29 protein-coding genes and 1 riboswitch are annotated in these 19,487 nt (G+C 33.8%); of the genes, 25 read left to right on the top strand and 4 right to left on the bottom strand.

Annotated features, from left to right (window positions below; translation table 11 throughout):
* The first annotated feature begins 88 nt into the window (after window positions 1-88).
* The gene (locus tag CLOS_RS08495) at window positions 89-598 is read left to right on the top strand and encodes a sigma-70 family RNA polymerase sigma factor (RefSeq protein ID WP_330360287.1); all 510 of its coding nucleotides are present in this window, start codon (window positions 89-91) and stop codon (window positions 596-598) included.
* On the opposite strand, the gene CLOS_RS08490 is transcribed toward CLOS_RS08495, so the two are convergent.
* Window positions 514-2,070: a recombinase family protein gene (locus CLOS_RS08490; RefSeq protein WP_012159504.1), complete on the bottom strand. Its 1,557-nt coding sequence runs from the start codon at window positions 2,068-2,070 to the stop codon at window positions 514-516. The two genes, CLOS_RS08495 and CLOS_RS08490, sit on opposite strands and share 85 nt — an antisense overlap.
* Window positions 2,071-2,688: 618 nt before the next feature.
* Here CLOS_RS08490 and CLOS_RS08485 point away from each other — a divergent pair.
* Entirely contained in the window at window positions 2,689-3,351 is a 663-nt protein-coding gene (locus tag CLOS_RS08485) for a YjgB family protein (RefSeq protein ID WP_012159503.1), read from the top strand.
* A gap of 127 nt (window positions 3,352-3,478) precedes the next feature.
* Here the strand turns inward: CLOS_RS08485 and CLOS_RS08480 are convergent, their stop codons facing one another.
* The 3 genes from CLOS_RS08480 to CLOS_RS16195 all read right to left on the bottom strand — a co-directional run bounded on the left by CLOS_RS08480 (window position 3,479) and on the right by CLOS_RS16195 (window position 4,320).
* Entirely contained in the window at window positions 3,479-3,829 is a 351-nt protein-coding gene (locus CLOS_RS08480) for a hypothetical protein (RefSeq protein WP_012159502.1), read from the bottom strand.
* A gap of 96 nt (window positions 3,830-3,925) precedes the next feature.
* The gene (locus tag CLOS_RS16200; RefSeq protein ID WP_242649559.1) at window positions 3,926-4,063 is read right to left on the bottom strand and encodes a hypothetical protein; all 138 of its coding nucleotides are present in this window, start codon (window positions 4,061-4,063) and stop codon (window positions 3,926-3,928) included.
* Window positions 4,064-4,098: 35 nt separating this feature from the next.
* Window positions 4,099-4,320, bottom strand: a complete 222-nt coding sequence (locus CLOS_RS16195) for a hypothetical protein (RefSeq protein ID WP_049753812.1) — start codon at window positions 4,318-4,320, stop codon at window positions 4,099-4,101.
* A gap of 90 nt (window positions 4,321-4,410) precedes the next feature.
* Between CLOS_RS16195 and CLOS_RS08470 the strand changes: the two genes are divergently transcribed.
* The 23 genes from CLOS_RS08470 to pilM all read left to right on the top strand — a co-directional run bounded on the left by CLOS_RS08470 (window position 4,411) and on the right by pilM (window position 19,486).
* On the top strand, window positions 4,411-4,611 hold the full coding sequence (locus CLOS_RS08470) for a hypothetical protein (RefSeq protein ID WP_198006274.1): 201 nt from the start codon (window positions 4,411-4,413) through the stop codon (window positions 4,609-4,611).
* Window positions 4,612-4,623: 12 nt separating this feature from the next.
* Complete coding sequence (locus CLOS_RS16345; protein WP_278183736.1) at window positions 4,624-4,755, top strand: hypothetical protein; 132 nt, start codon at window positions 4,624-4,626, stop codon at window positions 4,753-4,755.
* Between the two features lie 407 nt (window positions 4,756-5,162).
* On the top strand, window positions 5,163-5,396 hold the full coding sequence (locus CLOS_RS08465; RefSeq protein WP_012159501.1) for a hypothetical protein: 234 nt from the start codon (window positions 5,163-5,165) through the stop codon (window positions 5,394-5,396).
* A 237-nt stretch (window positions 5,397-5,633) separates the two neighbouring features.
* A complete protein-coding gene (locus CLOS_RS08460; RefSeq protein ID WP_198006273.1) occupies window positions 5,634-6,071 on the top strand; it encodes a DDE-type integrase/transposase/recombinase in 438 nt (145 codons plus the stop codon).
* On the top strand, window positions 6,001-6,168 hold the full coding sequence (locus CLOS_RS16515; RefSeq protein WP_083757142.1) for an IS3 family transposase: 168 nt from the start codon (window positions 6,001-6,003) through the stop codon (window positions 6,166-6,168). The genes CLOS_RS08460 and CLOS_RS16515 overlap by 71 nt, the downstream gene beginning before the upstream one ends.
* 895 nt (window positions 6,169-7,063) lie before the next feature.
* The gene (locus CLOS_RS16050; RefSeq protein ID WP_198006271.1) at window positions 7,064-7,219 is read left to right on the top strand and encodes a hypothetical protein; all 156 of its coding nucleotides are present in this window, start codon (window positions 7,064-7,066) and stop codon (window positions 7,217-7,219) included.
* 80 nt (window positions 7,220-7,299) lie between these two features.
* On the top strand, window positions 7,300-7,635 hold the full coding sequence (locus tag CLOS_RS08450; protein ID WP_012159500.1) for a YjgN family protein: 336 nt from the start codon (window positions 7,300-7,302) through the stop codon (window positions 7,633-7,635).
* A 387-nt stretch (window positions 7,636-8,022) separates the two neighbouring features.
* Window positions 8,023-8,157 carry a hypothetical protein gene (locus tag CLOS_RS16340; RefSeq protein ID WP_278183735.1) on the top strand — a complete coding sequence of 45 codons (135 nt, stop codon included), beginning with the start codon at window positions 8,023-8,025 and terminating at the stop codon, window positions 8,155-8,157.
* 216 nt (window positions 8,158-8,373) lie between these two features.
* Entirely contained in the window at window positions 8,374-8,502 is a 129-nt protein-coding gene (locus tag CLOS_RS16335; RefSeq protein ID WP_278183734.1) for a hypothetical protein, read from the top strand.
* Between the two features lie 290 nt (window positions 8,503-8,792).
* Window positions 8,793-8,915 (top strand): hypothetical protein, encoded by a 123-nt coding sequence (locus CLOS_RS16330; protein WP_012159499.1) that lies wholly within the window; start codon window positions 8,793-8,795, stop codon window positions 8,913-8,915.
* A 244-nt stretch (window positions 8,916-9,159) separates the two neighbouring features.
* Window positions 9,160-9,378: a hypothetical protein gene (locus CLOS_RS08440; RefSeq protein WP_012159498.1), complete on the top strand. Its 219-nt coding sequence runs from the start codon at window positions 9,160-9,162 to the stop codon at window positions 9,376-9,378.
* 1 nt (window position 9,379) lies between these two features.
* Window positions 9,380-9,688: a spore coat protein gene (locus CLOS_RS08435; RefSeq protein ID WP_012159497.1), complete on the top strand. Its 309-nt coding sequence runs from the start codon at window positions 9,380-9,382 to the stop codon at window positions 9,686-9,688.
* Window positions 9,689-9,995: 307 nt separating this feature from the next.
* Window positions 9,996-10,124: a hypothetical protein gene (locus CLOS_RS16325; protein WP_278183733.1), complete on the top strand. Its 129-nt coding sequence runs from the start codon at window positions 9,996-9,998 to the stop codon at window positions 10,122-10,124.
* A 52-nt stretch (window positions 10,125-10,176) separates the two neighbouring features.
* Window positions 10,177-10,443: a sigma-70 family RNA polymerase sigma factor gene (locus CLOS_RS08430; protein ID WP_012159496.1), complete on the top strand. Its 267-nt coding sequence runs from the start codon at window positions 10,177-10,179 to the stop codon at window positions 10,441-10,443.
* Window positions 10,444-10,895: 452 nt separating this feature from the next.
* Complete coding sequence (locus tag CLOS_RS16045) at window positions 10,896-11,072, top strand: hypothetical protein (RefSeq protein ID WP_198006270.1); 177 nt, start codon at window positions 10,896-10,898, stop codon at window positions 11,070-11,072.
* A gap of 343 nt (window positions 11,073-11,415) precedes the next feature.
* Window positions 11,416-11,847 carry a hypothetical protein gene (locus CLOS_RS08425; protein ID WP_012159495.1) on the top strand — a complete coding sequence of 144 codons (432 nt, stop codon included), beginning with the start codon at window positions 11,416-11,418 and terminating at the stop codon, window positions 11,845-11,847.
* A 237-nt stretch (window positions 11,848-12,084) separates the two neighbouring features.
* Window positions 12,085-12,582 (top strand): YqeG family HAD IIIA-type phosphatase, encoded by a 498-nt coding sequence (locus tag CLOS_RS08420; RefSeq protein WP_012159494.1) that lies wholly within the window; start codon window positions 12,085-12,087, stop codon window positions 12,580-12,582.
* Window positions 12,583-12,703: 121 nt separating this feature from the next.
* Complete coding sequence (locus tag CLOS_RS08415; RefSeq protein ID WP_012159493.1) at window positions 12,704-14,386, top strand: GspE/PulE family protein; 1,683 nt, start codon at window positions 12,704-12,706, stop codon at window positions 14,384-14,386.
* A gap of 10 nt (window positions 14,387-14,396) precedes the next feature.
* The gene (locus CLOS_RS08410; RefSeq protein ID WP_012159492.1) at window positions 14,397-15,449 is read left to right on the top strand and encodes a type IV pilus twitching motility protein PilT; all 1,053 of its coding nucleotides are present in this window, start codon (window positions 14,397-14,399) and stop codon (window positions 15,447-15,449) included.
* A gap of 11 nt (window positions 15,450-15,460) precedes the next feature.
* Window positions 15,461-16,663, top strand: a complete 1,203-nt coding sequence (locus CLOS_RS08405) for a type II secretion system F family protein (protein ID WP_012159491.1) — start codon at window positions 15,461-15,463, stop codon at window positions 16,661-16,663.
* Window positions 16,657-16,737: riboswitch (cyclic di-GMP riboswitch) on the top strand. It overlaps the preceding gene by 7 nt.
* Window positions 16,738-16,898: 161 nt before the next feature.
* On the top strand, window positions 16,899-17,294 hold the full coding sequence (locus tag CLOS_RS16320) for a type II secretion system protein (protein ID WP_012159490.1): 396 nt from the start codon (window positions 16,899-16,901) through the stop codon (window positions 17,292-17,294).
* A gap of 49 nt (window positions 17,295-17,343) precedes the next feature.
* A complete protein-coding gene (locus tag CLOS_RS08395; protein ID WP_012159489.1) occupies window positions 17,344-18,102 on the top strand; it encodes a prepilin peptidase in 759 nt (252 codons plus the stop codon).
* A 109-nt stretch (window positions 18,103-18,211) separates the two neighbouring features.
* Window positions 18,212-19,486, top strand: a complete 1,275-nt coding sequence (pilM, locus tag CLOS_RS08390) for a pilus assembly protein PilM (protein WP_012159488.1) — start codon at window positions 18,212-18,214, stop codon at window positions 19,484-19,486.
* The last annotated feature ends 1 nt before the right edge of the window (window position 19,487 follow it).

Raw genomic sequence — 19,487 nt, 5'->3', positions numbered from 1 at the left:
TTATAATAGTAGTATATTTATTTGTTTAAAAATAGCGATGTCGTTTTCTAGGGAGGGGATGATTTATATGTGGACAGTATTTATAAGTATGTTACTTACACTAAAGCCGATTTTGTTCTTGGTTTCGTATATTTCTAGTACAACGTCTTTTCCACAGCCACTAACTGCCGAAGAGGAATCTATGTATTTAGAGCGATATGAGCAGGGTGATGAGGAAGCCAGAAACATTTTAGTAGAAAGAAACCTGCGTTTAGTTGCTCATATTGTTAAAAAGTATTCCAATATTGGAAGGGATATGGATGATTTAATTTCCATAGGCACTATTGGATTAATCAAAGGAATTACAACCTTTGACCGCTCTAAAGGAACAAGGCTTGCAACTTATGCAGCTCGGTGTATAGAAAATGAAATTTTAATGACTATCAGGTCCAATAAGAAAATAAAAACAGAAGTATCGCTACAAGATCCAATAGGAGTAGATAAAGAGGGCAATGAATTACCCTCAACAGGTTATCAACTGTCGAGGGTTTGCTTTGGAAGCTTTGGAAATAGACGAAGAGAGAAGTCATCATTTCGTTTAGATTTATCTTTAGAATAAGCTGCATAATCTAAAACACTTTTTAAAAGTTCATTTTTATGTGCGGGGTCGTTTATTTTCGGATAAACATCCAGCACTTTTTCTATTCTAGGAATAATATCGATCTGAGCTTTTTCACGCTGCATTTCCTGTCCTAGAACCAGTTTAGCTTTAGATAGACTCACTTTAGTAGCATCTATCCTGGTAGCCAAGTTCTGAGATCTTTCCAAATATGTATCAACATCATAGATACCACGTTCTAAAAAATCATGTAAACTATTCTTTTGATTTTCCAACTCCACCAATTCCTTCTGTAAGTTCTCAACAGCCTTTTCAAGTACCGGAATAGAAGAGGTAAGCTTAGATTTTTTACGTTTGCTTTTATTGTCTATATCCCACTGTGCTCTATATTGGAGGCACCATTCAGCCAATCCAGCTAGAACTTCCTTTTCAACATATTTTAGCTTAGAGGATTTATTACCGCAGTTATTATAACACATCACCTGATGATCCTTATCTGGGTATGGTCTAAGGACCATAGAGGCGCCACAGTTCTCACAGCGAATTAATCCAGCAAGAGGGTTGGTAATACCATTTTCTAATTGATAGGGTACATGGTACCTTTTATTTAAAATCTCTTGTGCCTTTTCAAATAGCTCCTCAGAAACTAGGGCAGGATGCTTGCCATCTGCTATGATCCATTCTTCCTTAGGTCTCGTTACCGTATCTTTAACTTTCCCTACTTCAGTGGATTTCTTAATATCTTTCCGGCCCCAAACAACCTTACCCGTATATACAAGATTCTTAAGCATATTCAACACAGAAGAGCTGCGCCATGGGATACCAGTATAGGATTTGTATCCGAGGTCATTCAGCTTGTTTGCGATTTTGCCAGAGCCTAAACCACTAACATACCATTCAAATATCATTTTGACGACTTCTGCTTGCTCTGGATGGGGCTTTAAGGTCCTGTAGTCCTTTCCCTCGTCAATTTCATATCCATATGGAGGGTTAGGGCTGATATAGTTTCCATCTTCAATAGAACGCACTCTACCGTTTTGTAGACGCCGATTAATCATCTTCAATTCTTTTCTAGCCATAAAGGCCTCAAACTCACTATACTCTTCGTCAAATTCATCATCTAAGTTGTATATCTTCCTAGGAGTAATAATCTTAGTGCAAGACTTTTTAAAAGTTTCTAGAATAAGACCTTGCTCCTGCATGTTACCTCTGCCAAGACGATCCACATCCATAACCAAAACAGCATCATATTTTTTAGACTCCACGTTCTTTAAAAGCTCCAGCATTTCAGGTCGATGCATTAAGCTTTCTCCAGATACTATTTCTTCATATATTTTAACGATACTAAGCTTCTTTTCCTTAGCTACTTTTAGAAGGGTACTGCGGTGCTTGGCAAGAGTTTCACCTTCACCACGAGATTCAGCTTCTATGTCAGCTCTGGATTTTCTTAGATAGATTGATACTTTTTCCATTTCAATCACCACCTAAATATATTATTCTGTTTTGCAAAAATAAAAAAGTATTTATGTTAATCTTTATAATGGCTTATGATTATTTAGTTTTATAAATATATTTTTGAAAAATAAAATTTGACATGATGCGACACAGAATTTTAAAAATAAATGTTAAAATTAGATATGGAAATAAAATATTTATTAAACACTTGAAGCTAGATAGAAAACATAAGGATTATAGTTGGAGTTGGAATTGATTAATATGTTTATTCGCATAATTAATAAAATAGAATCTACCACAGAAGTTGAGAGTAAAACTGAAATTGAAATAAAATATTAAAGTTCTAAATAGAATATATTAAAAAAGTTTAGAACATTCCATTTTCATGGTAAAATTTATAGCCAAATTTTATTTAAATAAATTTCATATACGTGCTAAACTATCAATTAAAATATCGACGAAAACATCATTCCGTATTGTTAGAAAGTTTATCAAAACTTGTGGAAAGAAAAATTAATTTGTAAAATATTTACTTAAACACTACCAAAACCATAATATAATTGATACAATGATAACTAGGCGTTAGTTCAAATATATAACAACTAATGTATAAAATAGCAAAGGAGCTGAAACAAATGAAGAAAATAGTTGTATTATTAATGGTAGTAGGTGTTTTAGTAAGCTTTTCAGCATGTAAAGGCAAAGAAGTATCGAACAATGGAGCAGGGGATAAGGGTACAAATATCGAGGCTCCTAAGGAAAATGAGCAGGAAGAAAATAATGAGACAGATAATAAAGCAGAGGATAAAGAGGATAATACTGATGGATCTGATAACAGTGAGGTAGTAACTGAAGGGCAGCCAAAAGAGAAGTTATTAAAATCTGCATATGAAGGAAAAATAGACGGCATTGAATTTGGAATAGGGGATAAAGGTACTGACATAATTGGGAAAATGGGAGAACCAGATGAATCGGATTATTTTCTAGGGGGATTCTACTTATCATACGATGATATTATGTTTCTTACAAATGGTTATGATGAAACTGGAAAAGTAGTAAGTATATTATTCTTCGATAAAAATGCCGAGGTATTTGGTATTAAATTAGGAATGACTACGAAAGAAATTGAAAAAGTTCTAGGAACTGCAGACGAAGTCATATCGGCAAAAGATAACGAACAAAGTGAACTGTACATGGATAATTGGACGACAAGATATAAACTAGGTAGTTATGAATTAACATTTGTTCATGAGGATAAAGATGGTCCTGTAGAATGGTTCTCCTTGTGGCAAAAATAAAATAATCTATACTGAAATAAAAAACACCCTTTTCTGGCTAACAAATCAGTCAGAGAAGGGCTTTATTTTTATTTAAACACAAAATATTTTACAGGCTCAAAATACCTACATATATGAACTTGAACCATTACTTCACATTCTTCAGTACACGAATTTCTACTTCTTGAGATTGTACCTTTTCTTCGATTTTATCTACCTTATCTTCTATTCGGTCTAGCCTATCAGTATTTTGTTTATATCCATCGAACAGAGCGTCTAGCTTTCTACCATGGTCATGTTCAATCCTAGTTACAGTATTTTCGATAGAAGAAACTTTGCTTTCCAAGTTTGCTTGACCAACTTCTAATTTAGCTTGTCCAACTTCTAATCTTTCAAATCGCTCATCCATCTTCTCAAATCTTTCATCAATCTTGTCAAATTTCTTACTAAAGTCACTATACATCTTTTCCATCAATTCAAATAGCTTTTCGTTATCCAAACTTTTCACCCCTCAGTTAAAGCTCTTTATTTATTATAACATTTTATTAAAACTTTTCCATTACAATTAATGGCTCAAAGTAAATTATGTAATTACCTATAGAATGACAGATCCATATATTCCTTTAAAGTGCTCTATAGCCATGTCAACGAATTCTTCTGTAACGTCTAAAAATTCTGCCGATTCATGCCGATTGCTAACTCCAACTTTATAAGCATCTATAAATTGTTCCACTTTAATTAACTTATCTATGGCCCATCTACGGGCCTTTAATTTTTATTTCCTATCTTAGACTGATCCAATATATTGCCTACAGTGGTGAAGTGGTGGACAACCTCTTCTGATAATGTACTTAACTTGGCTGAATTAGTCAAATCCTTTTTTATCGCAATTCTATTCCCTTTGATTCTTCCATTGTAACCCCTTAGGGGTTTTTCTTTTACTATTAATCCGGAAGAATTAGTCTCTTTTAATAGCTCTTCATATGTCATATTTTACATTCCCCCGTATATATATTAAAAACTATCATCAATATCGAGATTATAATATAAAAAGAAAGGAGCGAGGGAATGTGTGTAGGTATGAAGATAAAAGCCTTTGTAGATGAAGTTGATGTTTCGCAAACTTTTATATCTGAGAAAACTCAAATACCACTTATAAAGTTTAATTTGGCTTTAAATGATAAGCGTAAAATGACATTTGAAGAATATGAATTTATATGTGGGGTCCAACAGGTTAATAAAGATAGGTTCTTAATATCAAGGAAAATAAATAAAAACTAGGAGATGAAAGCTATGAGAAGATTTGAAGTACTAAAAGAAATTACAGATATCAAAGCATTTTCTTCGCTGATATTTGATCTTTTGAAGAACAAAGAAACATCTGAAGAAATCGAAAATCTTCTCTCGGAAAAAATACCAGCATAAGGCTTACAGACGTTAGAATCTGAAGCCTGAAAGGGTTATCGGTTAACCTTGGATCGTAAACAGTAATAGCATCCATTTGGTTCTGAAATACCTAAAAAGATAGCGCGTATCTGAGAATCTTTGTATCTTGTGTAATTTGATATATGTTCTGATTCATTTTGTTAATTTGGCAATGGATGCTTTCATTATCTAGGCCGTGTATTTCATCAGTAGATTTATTCGGTACAAATTGATTACCGTTATATATAAGTTGACATATATCGGTGCATATTGTTTTACTTTCCCAGTTATTTGGCTTGACAAAGTCTGTACTTATATTATAGAAAGAGAAAATACTTGTAAAAGAAAATTAGAATGTAATAGTACAAACCGGTATTTTCATAACATTAGAGTACGGAGGTGGCGATATGGATAAAGATGTAAATCAGGAAGTAAATAAAGATTACTTAATTAAGCAAGTGAAAGATGGGGACAGGATTATATCTGAAACATATAAATTTAGAAATGCAATAGTTGAAGTGGTGGCTCCGCCACCTATGACAGAAGAAGAGATTCAAAAAGTTCTTGATGATATGCATAACGTAGCTTGGAAGATCATCGAGGATTTGGTAGCCAAAGGAGATCGTGATGTAATATTGTAGATATAAAAACAAAAGATGACAAATACTCAATATCGGTAATGTGTAGCGTCCGAAGCATATCAAGAAGTACATACTACTATAAGTCTAAGATCTAAAATATAGAGGATCCACTTGTTGATAATGTTATTAGGATATTCAAAGAAAATCGAAAAAACTTGAAGATAAAGGTGAGATTGCCTCTAGATGTAGATATAGGAAGAATCATGCGCAAAGATAGTCTGGTTTCAAGATATACAATTGAACAATACAAGCCTTTCGAAAGGTATTCTAACGAAGATATTACCACCTGAAGTAAATCGTAAGTTTTCAAATAGAGACCGATTAAAAGTGGTTGTAAATGATTTGACTTATGTTAGAGTTGCTGGAAAGTGGGATTATGTCTGCATTTTAATAGACTTATTTAATAGAGAAATTATCGGGTATAGCCCTGGTCCTAAAAAGGATGCAATGCTCGTTTACGGAACCTTCGCTAAAATGAATGAAAATTTCAACAATATATCCATACTTCATACTAATCGAGGCAATGAATTTAAAAACAACGTTATTAATGGCCTGATAGAGACTTTTAACATTCAGAGATCCTTGAATCAAAAAGCATGTCCATATGACAATGTGGCAGCAGAAGCGACCTTCAAAGTATTCAAAACAGAGTTTGCTATATGGACATATTTTTAAATCGTTAGAAAACCTTAATATTAAGTTAGATGATTACATGAATGCGTATAATAACATAAGAATTCATTCAACATTAGGCTATCTAACACCTGTATAATTTAAGAGAAATACCCTTAAAAAGATTTGCTTAGTTTAGTATTGACAATTCAAATTTCGAAGCAAAAACATATGAAGAAATTCAAGAGGAGTTACATTGTGGTTTAGGAATACCAAGAAGATGGATAAATCAAATGGTTAATCAACTTAGCATCTACTTAATTTGGTATGGATGGTTTAAAACAGATGCTAAAGTAGTGCAAAAAAGATGCTATTTTATACTAAGGTTAATGTGTTAATATGGTACTAAGGAAAATTATATAAATCTAAAACCTCTTCTATAAACCGAAGGGGTTTTTTATTGGTAAAAAAATGTAATGAAAAAGACATGAAACGGTAACCTGATTGTAAGAATAGCAGGGTATACTTGTATTATAAAAGCTTAACAACTAATTTTCCCCCCTTTTAAGACCTCGTCACCTTGACGGGGTTTTTGTAAATCATAAGTTAACGAAAATCTAACACATACATAACAATTAAATGGGCATAGGATGATATCATAAAAGTACAAAAACTTATTCATTTTGAGAAAAACTCCCCATTATCTGAGAAAAAACCTTTGCGTAACTGCAAAGGTTTTTTCTCGTCCTAAAAATAATTTTATTGGGGTGGTGAATATAAAGAAAAGCTATTTTGACGAACTAGATGAAAAAGAAAGACTAGCAGAACTTAGGAGACAGAAAGTTATACAATCTCATAAATGCTTTAGATGTGAATGGAGTAGTTGGACAGGGAATGGGTATTTTGTATGTTTGGTAGGTGCCAGAAGTGACCTATTTCACAACCAGCAAGATAGCTTATTGTTCATTGTCGGAATTTGACGAATAATTAATGTAGGATTTTAGCCTTCTGTGAAGAAATTAATATAGAAAAGATTAATAAAGGAGGGCTAAACTATGAGAGCACAAGGATTTGCTCTAGGGCTAATGTTTATAAATCTGGCTTTAATAGGGCTAGGTATTTATAGCATGGTGCTATTTATAAAACTTGCACGTAGAGGAATTAAAGCATTAGATATCTACATTGATCGTAATAGAAAAACCGAGCAATAACATTGTCGAAACTTTCGATATTTTGTTGTAGGACTTTAGTCCCTTTTACTGAATTTACCATGTATAAGGAGGTGATTTATATGTCAATAAATATTAATGTTACTAATCAAAGTGGAAATTCCTATTTTGACGGTGGTTTGGCGCAATTAATGGGTTGGTCTATATTAGGAGGATTAATAACATTTTTCACTGCAGGAATTTGTTATCCTTGGGCGTTATGCATGGTTTATGGTTGGAAAATTAATCATACTGTAATTGAAGGAAGAAGATTAAAGTTTAATGGTACAGCTATTGGATTGTTTGGTAATTGGATTAAATGGCTATTATTAATTGTTATCACTGTAGGTATTTATGGTTTTTGGGTTGGAATAGCGTTAGAAAAATGGAAAGTTAAAAATACAACATTTGTGAGTTAGAGCCAATAGGCTCTTTTTTGTTTGCGAGGCATGTTGCCGAGCCGATGGTTTGAGAGAAAACCTGTCACCTGGCTAATGGGAAGACAAGCTGTAAGTAAGGGCGTTTTCGGCGACGAAAGGGTCTGAAGGAAACTGATGGCGGTTGCTGGAACGAAACGAAAGTGAACCAGTGTTGGCATGTGTAGTGGATAACCTTCCAAAAAGCAGGGACGTCCCAATATTAGCTTAGCTACATGTGTTTAGATGGTCGTTTTAGTAATAGGCGGAGCAACTTAACCTTGGAAGTGCTGTACTCGATGCTGTAGGTTAAGTTCACAAGCGAAAGCAAGGAATTAAACTAGAGTGCAGTATGCAGATGAAGCCATAGTAGTGATAAAATCTGAGCCAATGAAAGGGAGTAATCCTATGGAGGATAAAACTCAGGTGACACATCACACAGTTGATGTGGCTGGCATAGTTCAAAAGCTTATGTCTGGTGCCAAGGGCGAAAGAGATTTCAAAGTGTATTGGAAAGGATTTTAAGTAAGGGAAAAGGTGTTAAATGAAGGCTGAAATGCTGGAAGGTACGAATATCTGGCATGAAACAACTTGCAAGCTATCTCGACGACATAGATATGAAGTAATTAGAAAAACTGGGGATAAGATTGCTATGGAGCTAGAAACGTTAAGAAATTCTAATGAAAAACGTATAGCTTGAACAAGAATAATAGAAGATGCAGCAACAAAGGAGGGAAAATCTTGAGGAAATGGTACAGCCTTATCGATAAAATATATCGAAAAGAAAATCTAGAACTTACATTTAAATATGTAAAGAAAAATAATGGAGCCCCTGGAATAGATGGGGAAGCTGTTTCTACTTTCATTTAAATTTCGAACTAAATATTGAGTATCTTCATGATAAACTGAAAACCAACGGATATGAACCCAGTCTAGTAAGGAGAGTAGAAATCCAAAAGCCAGATGGTGGTGTAAAATTACTAGGAATCGCTACAGTAAAGGACAGAGCAGTACAACAAGCTATTGTAAATATTATTGAGCGAATCTTTGATAAGACATTTCATTCATCAAGTTATGGATATAGCAATCTAATGTGTGTATGTAATAGGCATCATAATAATATTCACAACAGAAAGTATGAGGCAGTAGGAGAAGGGTTAATGTCTAAGGAGAAGGGAGTGTTATTACTTACTATAATTAATGCAATAATTATATCCGTAGCCAGTATGGGTGGATATGAGGTTATCTCAGATCCCAAGGCAGAAAAACAGAAGCAGAGTTAAGTGAAGATGTTTGGATAGGGCTCAGGCTACCCTGTTTCATTTTCGTTAGGTAAGCGATAATATTTTTTCCTTATTTTCTATTAAGCAACATCTTTTCTATCTAAAAGTATAAATATGTTTCTTGAAATAAATGTTCATTAATATTAAAAATGAGGAAAAAACAATTTATTTAAATTTTGCGAATAATTACTATTTTATTACTAATAATATTATTGCTTAAATCAATAGTAATGGAGGGAAAGCAGTGAGAAAACTATCTGGATCAGAACTACTAACATTGACAGGAATGTTAAAAATGGAAAATGAAGGTCTTGCAATGGCTAAAGCAACACATATGTTAATTGAAGACAATGATTTAAAAAAGTCAGCAGAAGCGGGTATAATGGCATCAGAAGCAAGAATAAAAGGTATGCAGCAATTTATTAATGAAAATCAAGTCATAGGCACTGGGGAGGTAAAGTAAAATGAAACCTATAAAAGAAATGTTGGGTCAGAAAGCAACAAATTTATCTGATCAAACTATTACAAATAATGCCTTAGCTGCAAAAACTGCAGCATCAAATGCATATCTAAATGCAATGTTGACCACAGCAACTCCAGAACTAAAGCAATTGTTTAGTGCAAACTTAACACAAACGCTTGGTGAACATACTGGATTATCTCAATTGGCTGCAAATAAAGGATGGGTAAATCCATATGAACAGCCAGAAAACCAATTGCTTCAAACTTTTAATCAATCTAAGGAAATATTAGATAGTCGTGTAACTGAATAATATACAGCAAAGAGCCTTTATAAGAGGCTCTTTTTATAAGCACAGATTGCTGTTACTTGTGTCTAGAATTTTTAAAAATGTTTTTATTGGGATGTTTATTCGTTAGAAGAGTATCAAATTAATGCAATTATTGTATCTGTATACAGTATGGGTGGATAAAAAGTTGTTATAGACTCGAAAACAGAGAAACTGCAATATAATTAAATCTTAGGATAGGTCTAGGCTCTACTATTTTTCATTGAAGAAGGAATTTTGCTTATTCTAAAGAATATAGATAAAAGTCCAATTATGAAATTTGGAGGATATTATGTGGGATGATATTTTAGAATTTATTTTAGAGGTTGTAGTAGAGTTGATTGATGCTAATTGGCATAGAGAGAAGAAAAAACGGGTTACACTTGAAGAAATAAAAGAAGGCGATATAAAAAAACTTTAGATGTTTTTATTTTATAAACTATAGATAACATGAACAGGGCAATGAAATTTCCTTGATAGATATATTAGGTACTGAAGCAGATGAAGTCTTAGAGGAAGTAGAATTAAAAATGCAGATTAAAAAGCTCTATTCAAAAATGGCTAGTGTTTTGAAAACGAGAGAAAGAATTGTCATAGAGCTTAGATATGGTATATGTAACGGCGGCTCCAAAACGCAGCGTGAAATTGCTCAAATGCTAGGTATTTCAAGATCATACGTTTCTAGGATTGAAAAAAGAGCTATCAGAAAGCTGAATAAAGCATTGAATGGAACGAATTGATTTTTTATTTCAATAATAGACTTCTCTTTGCTCATAATTGGAATACATAGTATTCTAATTATGATGAAGAGAAGTTTTTCTACGTATACATATATCTATATTTTATTTAAATCTATCAGCTAAGGCACCAATTTTTATATCGTAGCCACATTCAACTTTAAATGTAGTTTATTTTACAGAAAAATTTTATTTTCTAACCTTGTTTGAGTAAAATTTAGATACTGAAGACTGATTTTCGTTCCTTGAATTTCAATAAATTAAGCCAATTATTTCTCATCATCCATCATGTCGTTCTGTAAAAATTTTATGAATATATACTATATGTAGAGGATAATGGTATTGCTGTATTGACTATTCGATGAAGATTCGGAATAATACTTAATTAAGAATTTCTTAAAACCTGTTTCGATACGCGATCACCATGCATATAAATGGCATGAGGAGGGGTAACAATGTCTGAAAATAAATTATACGATACAATTAAAACACTTTTAAATTTTATTGAGGACGAATCTAGAAAAGAATTAAATAATAGTAGCTATGAAGCAAGAATATGGAGTAAGGGATATAAAAAAGCCATGGTAACAATTAGAAATTTCATATGGAACCTTCTGAATAAAGACAATTAATGATATAAACTGAATGAATAAAATGTTAATATAAAAGAGCATCTCATCCTAGAATAATGTTCTATTTTGAGATAGCTCCTTTTTTAGATCTTATACCATATTTTATGAATGGGAATTTCATACTATTTTAATGTGTCTCCTATAATGATATAGTTAATGTAGAGACTTATAACTTACAATGCGTTTCTTCCATACTTTGTTGAAATTAAAAGACTGAAGATATTTATGTCATAGGCTATATTTTAATCAATATAAAGAATTTTATATAAGGTTATTTATGTATTTTCGATAGAGAGATATTTAATATTAACAACAGATTGATTATTGAAGGGGTGAAGGGTATATGGAGAAGATAAAAAGGGGATTGAAAACTTGTAGGCGCTGTAAAACACCTATTCATGAGAATTCACTTCAGGACTATTGTTCAAGATGCTATAAAGTTATAGAAGATGTATTTGATAAAATTCGAGAGTATTTAAGAAAATATCCTGGTGCAACTGCTTATGAAATGGAACAAAGATTAGAAATTCCAGTTCATGTAATCAATAATTTTGTAAAGGATGGACGGTTGGTTGAAATTCCAAATGGATATCTAAATATTCAATGTGCTCGTTGTGGATGCCTATTATTATCTGCTCATCATAAATACTGTCCTAGTTGTGAGGCAGAGATGAGGAGAGGGATGCAGAAAGCTACAGATGAGCTATCGAATAAAATTACTCCTGTAAAGGATTCGGGGAAAATGCATTTAAATCATTACCTAAGAAAGAAATAAAGAACTATAATAAAAGAACTTCATTAGAGTTTCCGGCTAATTGAGTTCTTTTTTTATTTGGAGCATTTTAAATTTACAATACAATGTTCAATTGATAGGATATAAAGCTTATGAGTTTAGGTTAGAAATTTTATGTTATCTATATTATTTTTAGAGCAAATAGCAATAATATAAGGTATAATTAGGGTAAGATTACATTGATTTATAGAAAATATATGATTATGATGAGGTGGATATATGATTAGTTTGTTAACTCCAAGTTTATATGTGGAGTCCATATTTAAATTAGACTTAAATGAACTAAAAAATAAAAACATAAAAGGATTAATCATTGATATCGATAATACTCTAGTATCTTGGGATATTAGACATGCTAGTGAAGACACTAAAGCTTGGTTATTGAATCTTCAAAGACACGGGTTTCAAGTATGTTTGGTTTCCAATAATACAGAAGATAGGGTCGTAACATTTAATGAAGAATTAAAATTGAATGCTATTCATAGAGCATCGAAGCCAAGGAGAGGCGCTTTTAAAAAAGCTATGAAAATAATGAACACAACAAGGGAGAACACTGCTGTAATCGGTGATCAACTTTTTACCGATATATTGGGTGGAAACCGTATGAAACTATTTACTATTTTAGTAATACCTTTACCTGGCAAGGAATTTTGGTGGACCACTTTTGTAAGAAAAGTTGAGAAACATGTATTGAAGAAGGTATTACAGAGCCTTTAGTTTCAATCTCAAATACAGGTTGTAATAAAGAAATATTTTACAGCATACTTTTTCAAAGACTAAAAGGAATATTCTAAAAAAGAGAGAATAATCTATAGATTAATAAATTGAGGGTGATGGGATGGCAGATAAGAAACTGAAATTGGGAGAGCTCTTACTATATGCAGGGAAGTTAACTCAAAGCCAACTGGATAATGCTCTGGATATCCAAAAGAAAACAGGTAAAAAATTAGGTGAGATTGTTGTATCTGAAAAATACACTACAGAAGACGATATTATTGAGGTCTTGGAATTTCAACTTGGAATACCTCATGTGGATTTAGACAAGTATGAAGTAAATCCCACTGTAGCAACACTGATACCGGAAAACATCGTCCGAAGATATGAACTCATTGCGATAGACAAAAAAGATACAATATTAATCGTAGCAATGACGGACCCTTTGAATATTTTTGCTCTAGATGATGTCAAGCTCTTTGTTAAATCTGATATTCAGCCAGTCATCTCAACGAAAGAGAAATTGATCAAGGCAATCGATAAATTTTATAGTAGCGAGACTACTAAAAAGGCTTTAGAAGAATTTGAAGAAAACTTTCTGCCCATTAATACGGACGACATAGAAGAAAGTGAGTTGCTAGAAGTTACTACTGCACCCATCGTAAAACTTTTAAACTCTATTATTGAGCAAGCCGTTAAGGAAAGGGCATCGGATATACATATAGAACCCTATGCTGAGGATATTCGAGTGCGGTTTCGTATTGATGGAGATTTAAGAGAAATTATGACCTTGGCTAAAAATAGTATGTCGGGTATCGTTACGAGAATTAAAATCATAGGAAAAATGAACATTGCAGAAAAACGAATTCCGCAGGATGGAAGAGTAGAGACTAAAATCAATGGAAGAGATATCGATATGAGAATCTCTACCCTGCCCACAGTTTATGGAGAAAAAATTGTAATTAGGCTACTGGATAGATCCAACTTTAAATTCACAAAAGATGCTTTAGGTTTTAGTCAAAAGGACTTAAATCTATTCAATCAGATATTGGCCCAGCCATACGGTATGGTACTGGTTACAGGACCAACTGGTAGTGGAAAAACTACCACTTTATATACGATACTTCAAGAACTAAATCAAATTGAAAAAAATGTGGTTACCATAGAGGATCCAGTGGAATATAAATTGAAGGGCATTAATCAGATGCAGGTGAATATAAAGGCTGGATTAACATTTGCCTCAGGATTGAGATCTGTCCTCAGACAGGATCCAGACATCGTCATGGTTGGAGAAATAAGAGATAGTGAAACTGCTGAAATATCCATCCGAGCAGCAATTACAGGGCATCTAGTTCTATCCACATTGCATACCAACGATAGCCCATCCACCGTATCTCGACTAATTGATATGGGCATAAATTCTTATCTGGTATCATCAGCATTGATTGGTGTCATATCACAAAGGTTAGTCAAACTTCTCTGCCCCAAGTGCAAGCAAATATATGAAGGACAATCTTTGGAAAAGAAAATTTTAGGCGTACCAGAGCATGAAAAATTGCAATTAAGTAAAGCAGTTGGTTGTAATTTCTGTAATAATGGGTATAAAGGTAGAAAAGCAGTGCACGAAATAATGCCAATCAGCAAAAATATAAGACAATTAATAGATAGAAGAGCTAGTATAGATGAAATTAGGAAACAGGCTGTGACAGAAGGGATGCACTCCTTATTAGAATCAGCTTCGAGATTAGCCATCAATGGTGAAACTTCTTATGAAGAAGTCGTGAGAGTGGGATTCACATTAGAATAGGAGAAATAGAATGAATATAATTGAATTGGTAAATAAAGCCACCATAATCAAAGCATCAGATATTCATATCACAGTGGGATTACCTCCAGTTGTAAGGATCAATGGGAAACTTGAAAACCTTGGAGAAAGCAAATTAAGTCCAAATGACACTAAGAATTTGGTGTACGCTACTTTAAGTGAAAAGCAGGTAGAGGTTTTGGAACAAAATGGAGAAATTGACACCTCTTTTTCAAGTCCGGGAGCAGGACGATATAGGGTGAATGCTTATAAACAAAGAGGATCCTATGGCATGGCACTGAGAATAATTCCATTAGAAATACCCAGTGCAGAGGCAATTGGACTTCCTGCTGTCGCAAAAGAGCTTGCAAGGCTGCCGAGAGGACTGATTCTAGTTACGGGCCCTACTGGCAGTGGAAAATCTACAACTTTAGCCTCTATGATCAATCAAATCAATCACGAAAGAGAATGTCATATATTAACTTTAGAAGATCCCATAGAGTATTTACATAAACATCATAAAAGTATCGTAAATCAAAGGGAGATCGGAACAGACTCAAGGTCTTTTGCTACAGGGCTTAGGGCAGCGTTAAGACAGGATCCAGATGTTATTTTAGTAGGAGAGATGAGAGACTTAGAAACCATATCCATAGCACTGACCGCCGCAGAAACAGGTCATCTTGTACTATCTACTTTACACACCAATGGCGCTGCAAAAACAGTGGATCGGATCATTGATGTGTTTCCGCCACATCAGCAGCAGCAGGTTCGAATACAATTTTCATCTGCAATTCAAGCCATCATATCTCAGCAGTTACTTCCAAAGGTAGATTCATCTGGAAGGGTAGCGGCTTTTGAAGTGATGGTAGCCACACCAGCCATCAGGAACCTCATAAGAGAGGATAAGAACCACCAGATTGATACAGCGATACAAACTGGAGCAAAATTTCAAATGCAGACAATGGACGCATCTCTATTGGAGCTTTATAAGAAAGGAATTATAACGAAAGACACTGCATTAATGCAGGCTATCAACCAAGAAAATATTAGAAAGTATATTATTTAGGATGTGAATCTATGATTTACAAATATAAAGCCATTTCTCAACGAGGCGAAAGCATCGAGGGGTTTTTTGAAGGGAACGACGAAGCCGATGTACTTGCAATGCTGAAAGGAAACAATTACTTACCCATTTCCATAGAGAAGGATTCTGGCACTGTGACAGAGGTCCATATATTTTCGGCAAAGGTAGGGAAAAAAGATCTCGCCGTGTTCTGTAGGCAGTTCTATACGATGCTCAATGCAGGCATTGGTATCGTAAAATGTATGGAGATACTAGAGAAACAAACGGAAAATAAAAGCCTTATAAAAGCCTTGGAAACCTTGGGTGAAAACGTTCAAAAGGGGTTTGCCTTATCAGAGAGTATGAAGAAACACACCAAGGTCTTTCCGCCTCTTCTTATCAATATGGTGGAAGCGGGAGAGGTCAGCGGTAATTTAGACACCATAATGGAGCGAATGGCCATACACTTTGAAAAGGAAAATAAACTGGAAAATAAAATAAAATCTGCATTTATGTATCCTGCTGTACTATCCGTTGTTACAGTCGCCGTCGTTATATTTATGTTGGTAGGTGTTATGCCAACTTTTGTGGGTATGTTCGAGGCCAGTGGACAGGCTTTACCACAGCTTACATTATTATTGTTAAATATAAGCAATTGGATGACAAAATACTGGTATATATTTATTTTTTTTAGTATAATAATTACTGTGGGCTCGATGATGTTTATGAAGTCCGCTGAAGGTAGGCGTTTTTTTGATACCCTAAAGATTACAGTGCCTATAGTGAAAAATACGAATATCAAAATCATTACTTCAAGGTTTACTCGAACTTTATCCACTTTAATGGATAGTGGTATTCCTCTTCTTCAAGCCATGGATGTGGTAAGCAGAGTCGTAGGCAATACCGTAGTGTTGGACAAATTGACTGTAGCTTCTGAAAATGTACGGAAAGGAATTCCATTATCAAAAGCCATTCATGATATGAAGGTATTTCCTCCAATGGTGGATTCTATGATAAAAATAGGGGAGGAATCTGGAACTTTGGACGATATCTTAAATAAGACAGCAGACTTTTATGATGAAGAAGTAGAAACGGCACTACAGAGAATGACTACCTTGATGGAGCCAATCTTGATCGTTGTCATGGCGCTCCTCATTGGATTCATCGTTATTGCCATGGTGCTACCTCTATTCGACATGGTCAATACAATACAATAAATGGGCAAACCTAGGGACGCAAAGCTTGAGTCTACGGTTATCTCAAAGATAATTACGATCGTTCAGCTGCATAGATAATATCTTTATTATTTATGCAGTTTTTTTATTATAAATGTTTCAATTGAAAGATTGGGTCTATAAATTTTATGGCTACATAATTTCGTAATCAATAATAAGCAGATTCAATGCTATTATTTTTTAATAACCTAAAACACAAAAAGAAAGGGGAACAAATATGTTCGATGTAATGAAGAAAAAAAAGAAAAGAAAAGGATTTACCTTGGTAGAGCTTGTGGTGGTAATTGCAATTCTAGGTATCTTAGCAACCATTGCCATACCGAAATTTAGTTCATCAAGAAAGACTGCAGCCGTAGCAGCACATAATGCCAATGTACGAATTATTAAGTCTGTGGCAGTGATGTATTTAGCAGATAATCCAAGTGCAACTTCGATTGATATGACTGAATTTGCAAAGAGGTTTGATGGAGAGATGCCCAAAGCAAGTTTCGATGCAGCTGGTGAGGATGCACCGAATACCGAGTTTACAGTAACTATAACAAATGGAGATATTAAAGTAGAGCCTGGTGAAATGAAAATAGAGAATGGAGAAGTTAAACCAGTTACACCTTAAAACTATATATGAACTTTTAAGTTTTATTTAATACAAAGGAGTCAATCCAATGAAAACAGTTATTTTCCTTTATGGACTTTTAATCGGTTCTTTTTTAAACGTATGTATCTACAGAATACCACGGGAGGAAAGTATTGTTTTTCCCTCTTCCCATTGTTTTAGTTGTGGTACGAATTTAAAATGGTACGATTTAGTACCGGTACTTAGTTATATGGTTCAAAAAGGAAAATGTAGATATTGCGGGGAGAAATTTTCCTCGCAATATCCAATTATAGAGCTATTCAATGGAGTTCTTTACCTTTTGATCTATATAAAATTTGACTTTACCTTAGAATTTTTCTTTTACTGTATTTTATTTTCTATTCTCATGGTAGTTGCATTGATTGATTTAAAGCATATGATTATACCAGATGTTCTAATTCTATGTATTTTTATTTTAAGTATCCTTTATAAAATTGCTGCCTATGTGCTGTGGATGGAGCCTTTCAACATTGTTCAAAGTATAGGTGGGCTGATACTCAGTGGACTATTCTTTGTGCTTATTATTTTCCTATCGAAGGGTGGTATGGGAGAAGGCGATGTAACGCTGATATCTTCTTTGGGATTTATTCTTGGGATTAAAGACATATTTCTAACAATATTTCTGTCCTTCGTAGTCGGTGCAATTATTTCTGTTTTTTTATTGATTACGAAAATAAAGGGAAGAAAGGATCCTATTCCTTTCGGACCGTTTATCATATTTAGTTTTTTTATGGTAGTATTCTGGGGAAACCAGCTTGTACAGTGGTATCTCAACAATTTTTATTAGGGCACTGTAAAAGAGGTACTCGTAAAAAAGAAGAGAATCATATTGTAGTCCTCGCAAAAGAAAATGTAGAACAGGTAGGGAAACTGTAGGGAAAGCGCTTGCTCATGAAATGCAGGAAGATCGTAGTGGCTTATCTGAAATAAAAATAGCAGTACATTCGGAAAGCCTTATCAATTTGTATTCCAATCTCATAAAGAGAGATGCTACTTCAAACCAAGGAACGATATCTCTAAAAACATATAATGAAAGAACTGAAGAGGGAGGAAATAAGAAAACGATCTGTAAGGAAACTATTTTTAAAGATGAAGGGGACAATTTTATGAAATTAATTTCAATACCAAGAAAGATCCTGTCTATAGATTTCGGATCCAAGGATATAAAGATTATAGAAGGAAAGTACAGCAAAAATAATATTCAAGTATTGAATGCGATTACCCTCCCTCTAGAACCGCATTTTTATAGGGATGGTGTATTATTTGAAAAGAGCATGGTAACGACTTTAATGAATAAGGCTTTAAAAGAAAACCGATTTTCTACAGACAGTACCCATGTGATTATAAACAGCTCACAGATTATCACAAGAGAAATCATCATTCCAAAGGTTAATGAAAACGAAATTGCTGCCATTATCAGCTTCCAGATAGAGGACTTTCTTCCGATTGACCCAGAGGAATATGAAATGAACCACCTTCTCATAGGGAATCGAGTGGACGATGGCATAGAAAAAATGGAAATTCTTTTGATTGCTGTGCCAAAAAAGATCGTTGTTGCTCATTTAGAATTAATCAAAGATCTTGGGCTGAGCCCCTTAGTTTTAGATTTCCAAAGCAATGCCATCTGTAAGCTAGTAAAGATGAATACCAAGATCAATGACACCTATGAAACCAAGGGTAAAACCATAGCATCGATGGATATCGGCTACAACAGTACAAAGCTTACAATCATGAAAGAGGATAAGATTAAAGTTACTAGAATTATAGATGTAGGCGTAGAGACCATATTAGAAAATATATCTGCAGTTTTTGATTACTCCAAAGAAGACATTGAAAAACAAATCAGACAAATAGAGGATATCTCTGCAAACATAGAGGAGTTTACAGATTACTATAGACTTCTAAATATTGTCCGGACAACATTAATGAATTTGATGGAGAAATGTAGTATGGTATTTCGATACTATACAACCCGTGAAACAGGGAATGCTATCGATTTAATATTGCTACAAGGTGGGTTAGCGAATTTAAATGGCATCAGCTCTTTGTTTTCAGATTATTTCAATATACTCACTACAAACCTATCTTCCTTAGATAAGATTAAGTGGAACGGAAATTTAGGTAGATTTTCCAATGCCATTGGCGGATTAATACGTTTTGATGAGGTGTAAT

This window comes from Alkaliphilus oremlandii OhILAs, from assembly GCF_000018325.1.
Taxonomy (GTDB): Bacteria; Bacillota; Clostridia; order Peptostreptococcales; family Natronincolaceae; genus Alkaliphilus_B; species Alkaliphilus_B oremlandii.
Note: the sequence above shows the minus strand (reverse complement) of the source record. Positions and strands in the feature narration are given on the sequence as shown.

Bases quoted from the DNA above. Each gene is read 5' to 3' on its own strand.
- CLOS_RS08495 (WP_330360287.1), top strand. From the start codon at position 89: ATGTTACTTACACTAAAGCCGATTTTGTTCTTGGTTTCGTATATTTCT.
- CLOS_RS08490 (WP_012159504.1), bottom strand. From the start codon at position 2,070: ATGGAAAAAGTATCAATCTATCTAAGAAAATCCAGAGCTGACATAGAA.
- CLOS_RS08485 (WP_012159503.1), top strand. From the start codon at position 2,689: ATGAAGAAAATAGTTGTATTATTAATGGTAGTAGGTGTTTTAGTAAGC.
- CLOS_RS16195 (WP_049753812.1), bottom strand. From the start codon at position 4,320: ATGACATATGAAGAGCTATTAAAAGAGACTAATTCTTCCGGATTAATA.
- CLOS_RS08470 (WP_198006274.1), top strand. From the start codon at position 4,411: ATGAAGATAAAAGCCTTTGTAGATGAAGTTGATGTTTCGCAAACTTTT.
- CLOS_RS16345 (WP_278183736.1), top strand. From the start codon at position 4,624: ATGAGAAGATTTGAAGTACTAAAAGAAATTACAGATATCAAAGCATTT.
- CLOS_RS08465 (WP_012159501.1), top strand. From the start codon at position 5,163: ATGGATAAAGATGTAAATCAGGAAGTAAATAAAGATTACTTAATTAAG.
- CLOS_RS16515 (WP_083757142.1), top strand. From the start codon at position 6,001: ATGACAATGTGGCAGCAGAAGCGACCTTCAAAGTATTCAAAACAGAGT.
- CLOS_RS16050 (WP_198006271.1), top strand. From the start codon at position 7,064: ATGAGAGCACAAGGATTTGCTCTAGGGCTAATGTTTATAAATCTGGCT.
- CLOS_RS08450 (WP_012159500.1), top strand. From the start codon at position 7,300: ATGTCAATAAATATTAATGTTACTAATCAAAGTGGAAATTCCTATTTT.
- CLOS_RS16340 (WP_278183735.1), top strand. From the start codon at position 8,023: ATGAAAGGGAGTAATCCTATGGAGGATAAAACTCAGGTGACACATCAC.
- CLOS_RS16330 (WP_012159499.1), top strand. From the start codon at position 8,793: ATGTCTAAGGAGAAGGGAGTGTTATTACTTACTATAATTAATGCAATA.
- CLOS_RS08435 (WP_012159497.1), top strand. From the start codon at position 9,380: ATGAAACCTATAAAAGAAATGTTGGGTCAGAAAGCAACAAATTTATCT.
- CLOS_RS16325 (WP_278183733.1), top strand. From the start codon at position 9,996: ATGTGGGATGATATTTTAGAATTTATTTTAGAGGTTGTAGTAGAGTTG.
- CLOS_RS16045 (WP_198006270.1), top strand. From the start codon at position 10,896: ATGTCTGAAAATAAATTATACGATACAATTAAAACACTTTTAAATTTT.
- CLOS_RS08425 (WP_012159495.1), top strand. From the start codon at position 11,416: ATGGAGAAGATAAAAAGGGGATTGAAAACTTGTAGGCGCTGTAAAACA.
- CLOS_RS08420 (WP_012159494.1), top strand. From the start codon at position 12,085: ATGATTAGTTTGTTAACTCCAAGTTTATATGTGGAGTCCATATTTAAA.
- CLOS_RS08415 (WP_012159493.1), top strand. From the start codon at position 12,704: ATGGCAGATAAGAAACTGAAATTGGGAGAGCTCTTACTATATGCAGGG.
- CLOS_RS08410 (WP_012159492.1), top strand. From the start codon at position 14,397: ATGAATATAATTGAATTGGTAAATAAAGCCACCATAATCAAAGCATCA.
- CLOS_RS08405 (WP_012159491.1), top strand. From the start codon at position 15,461: ATGATTTACAAATATAAAGCCATTTCTCAACGAGGCGAAAGCATCGAG.
- CLOS_RS16320 (WP_012159490.1), top strand. From the start codon at position 16,899: ATGTTCGATGTAATGAAGAAAAAAAAGAAAAGAAAAGGATTTACCTTG.
- CLOS_RS08395 (WP_012159489.1), top strand. From the start codon at position 17,344: ATGAAAACAGTTATTTTCCTTTATGGACTTTTAATCGGTTCTTTTTTA.
- pilM (WP_012159488.1), top strand. From the start codon at position 18,212: ATGCAGGAAGATCGTAGTGGCTTATCTGAAATAAAAATAGCAGTACAT.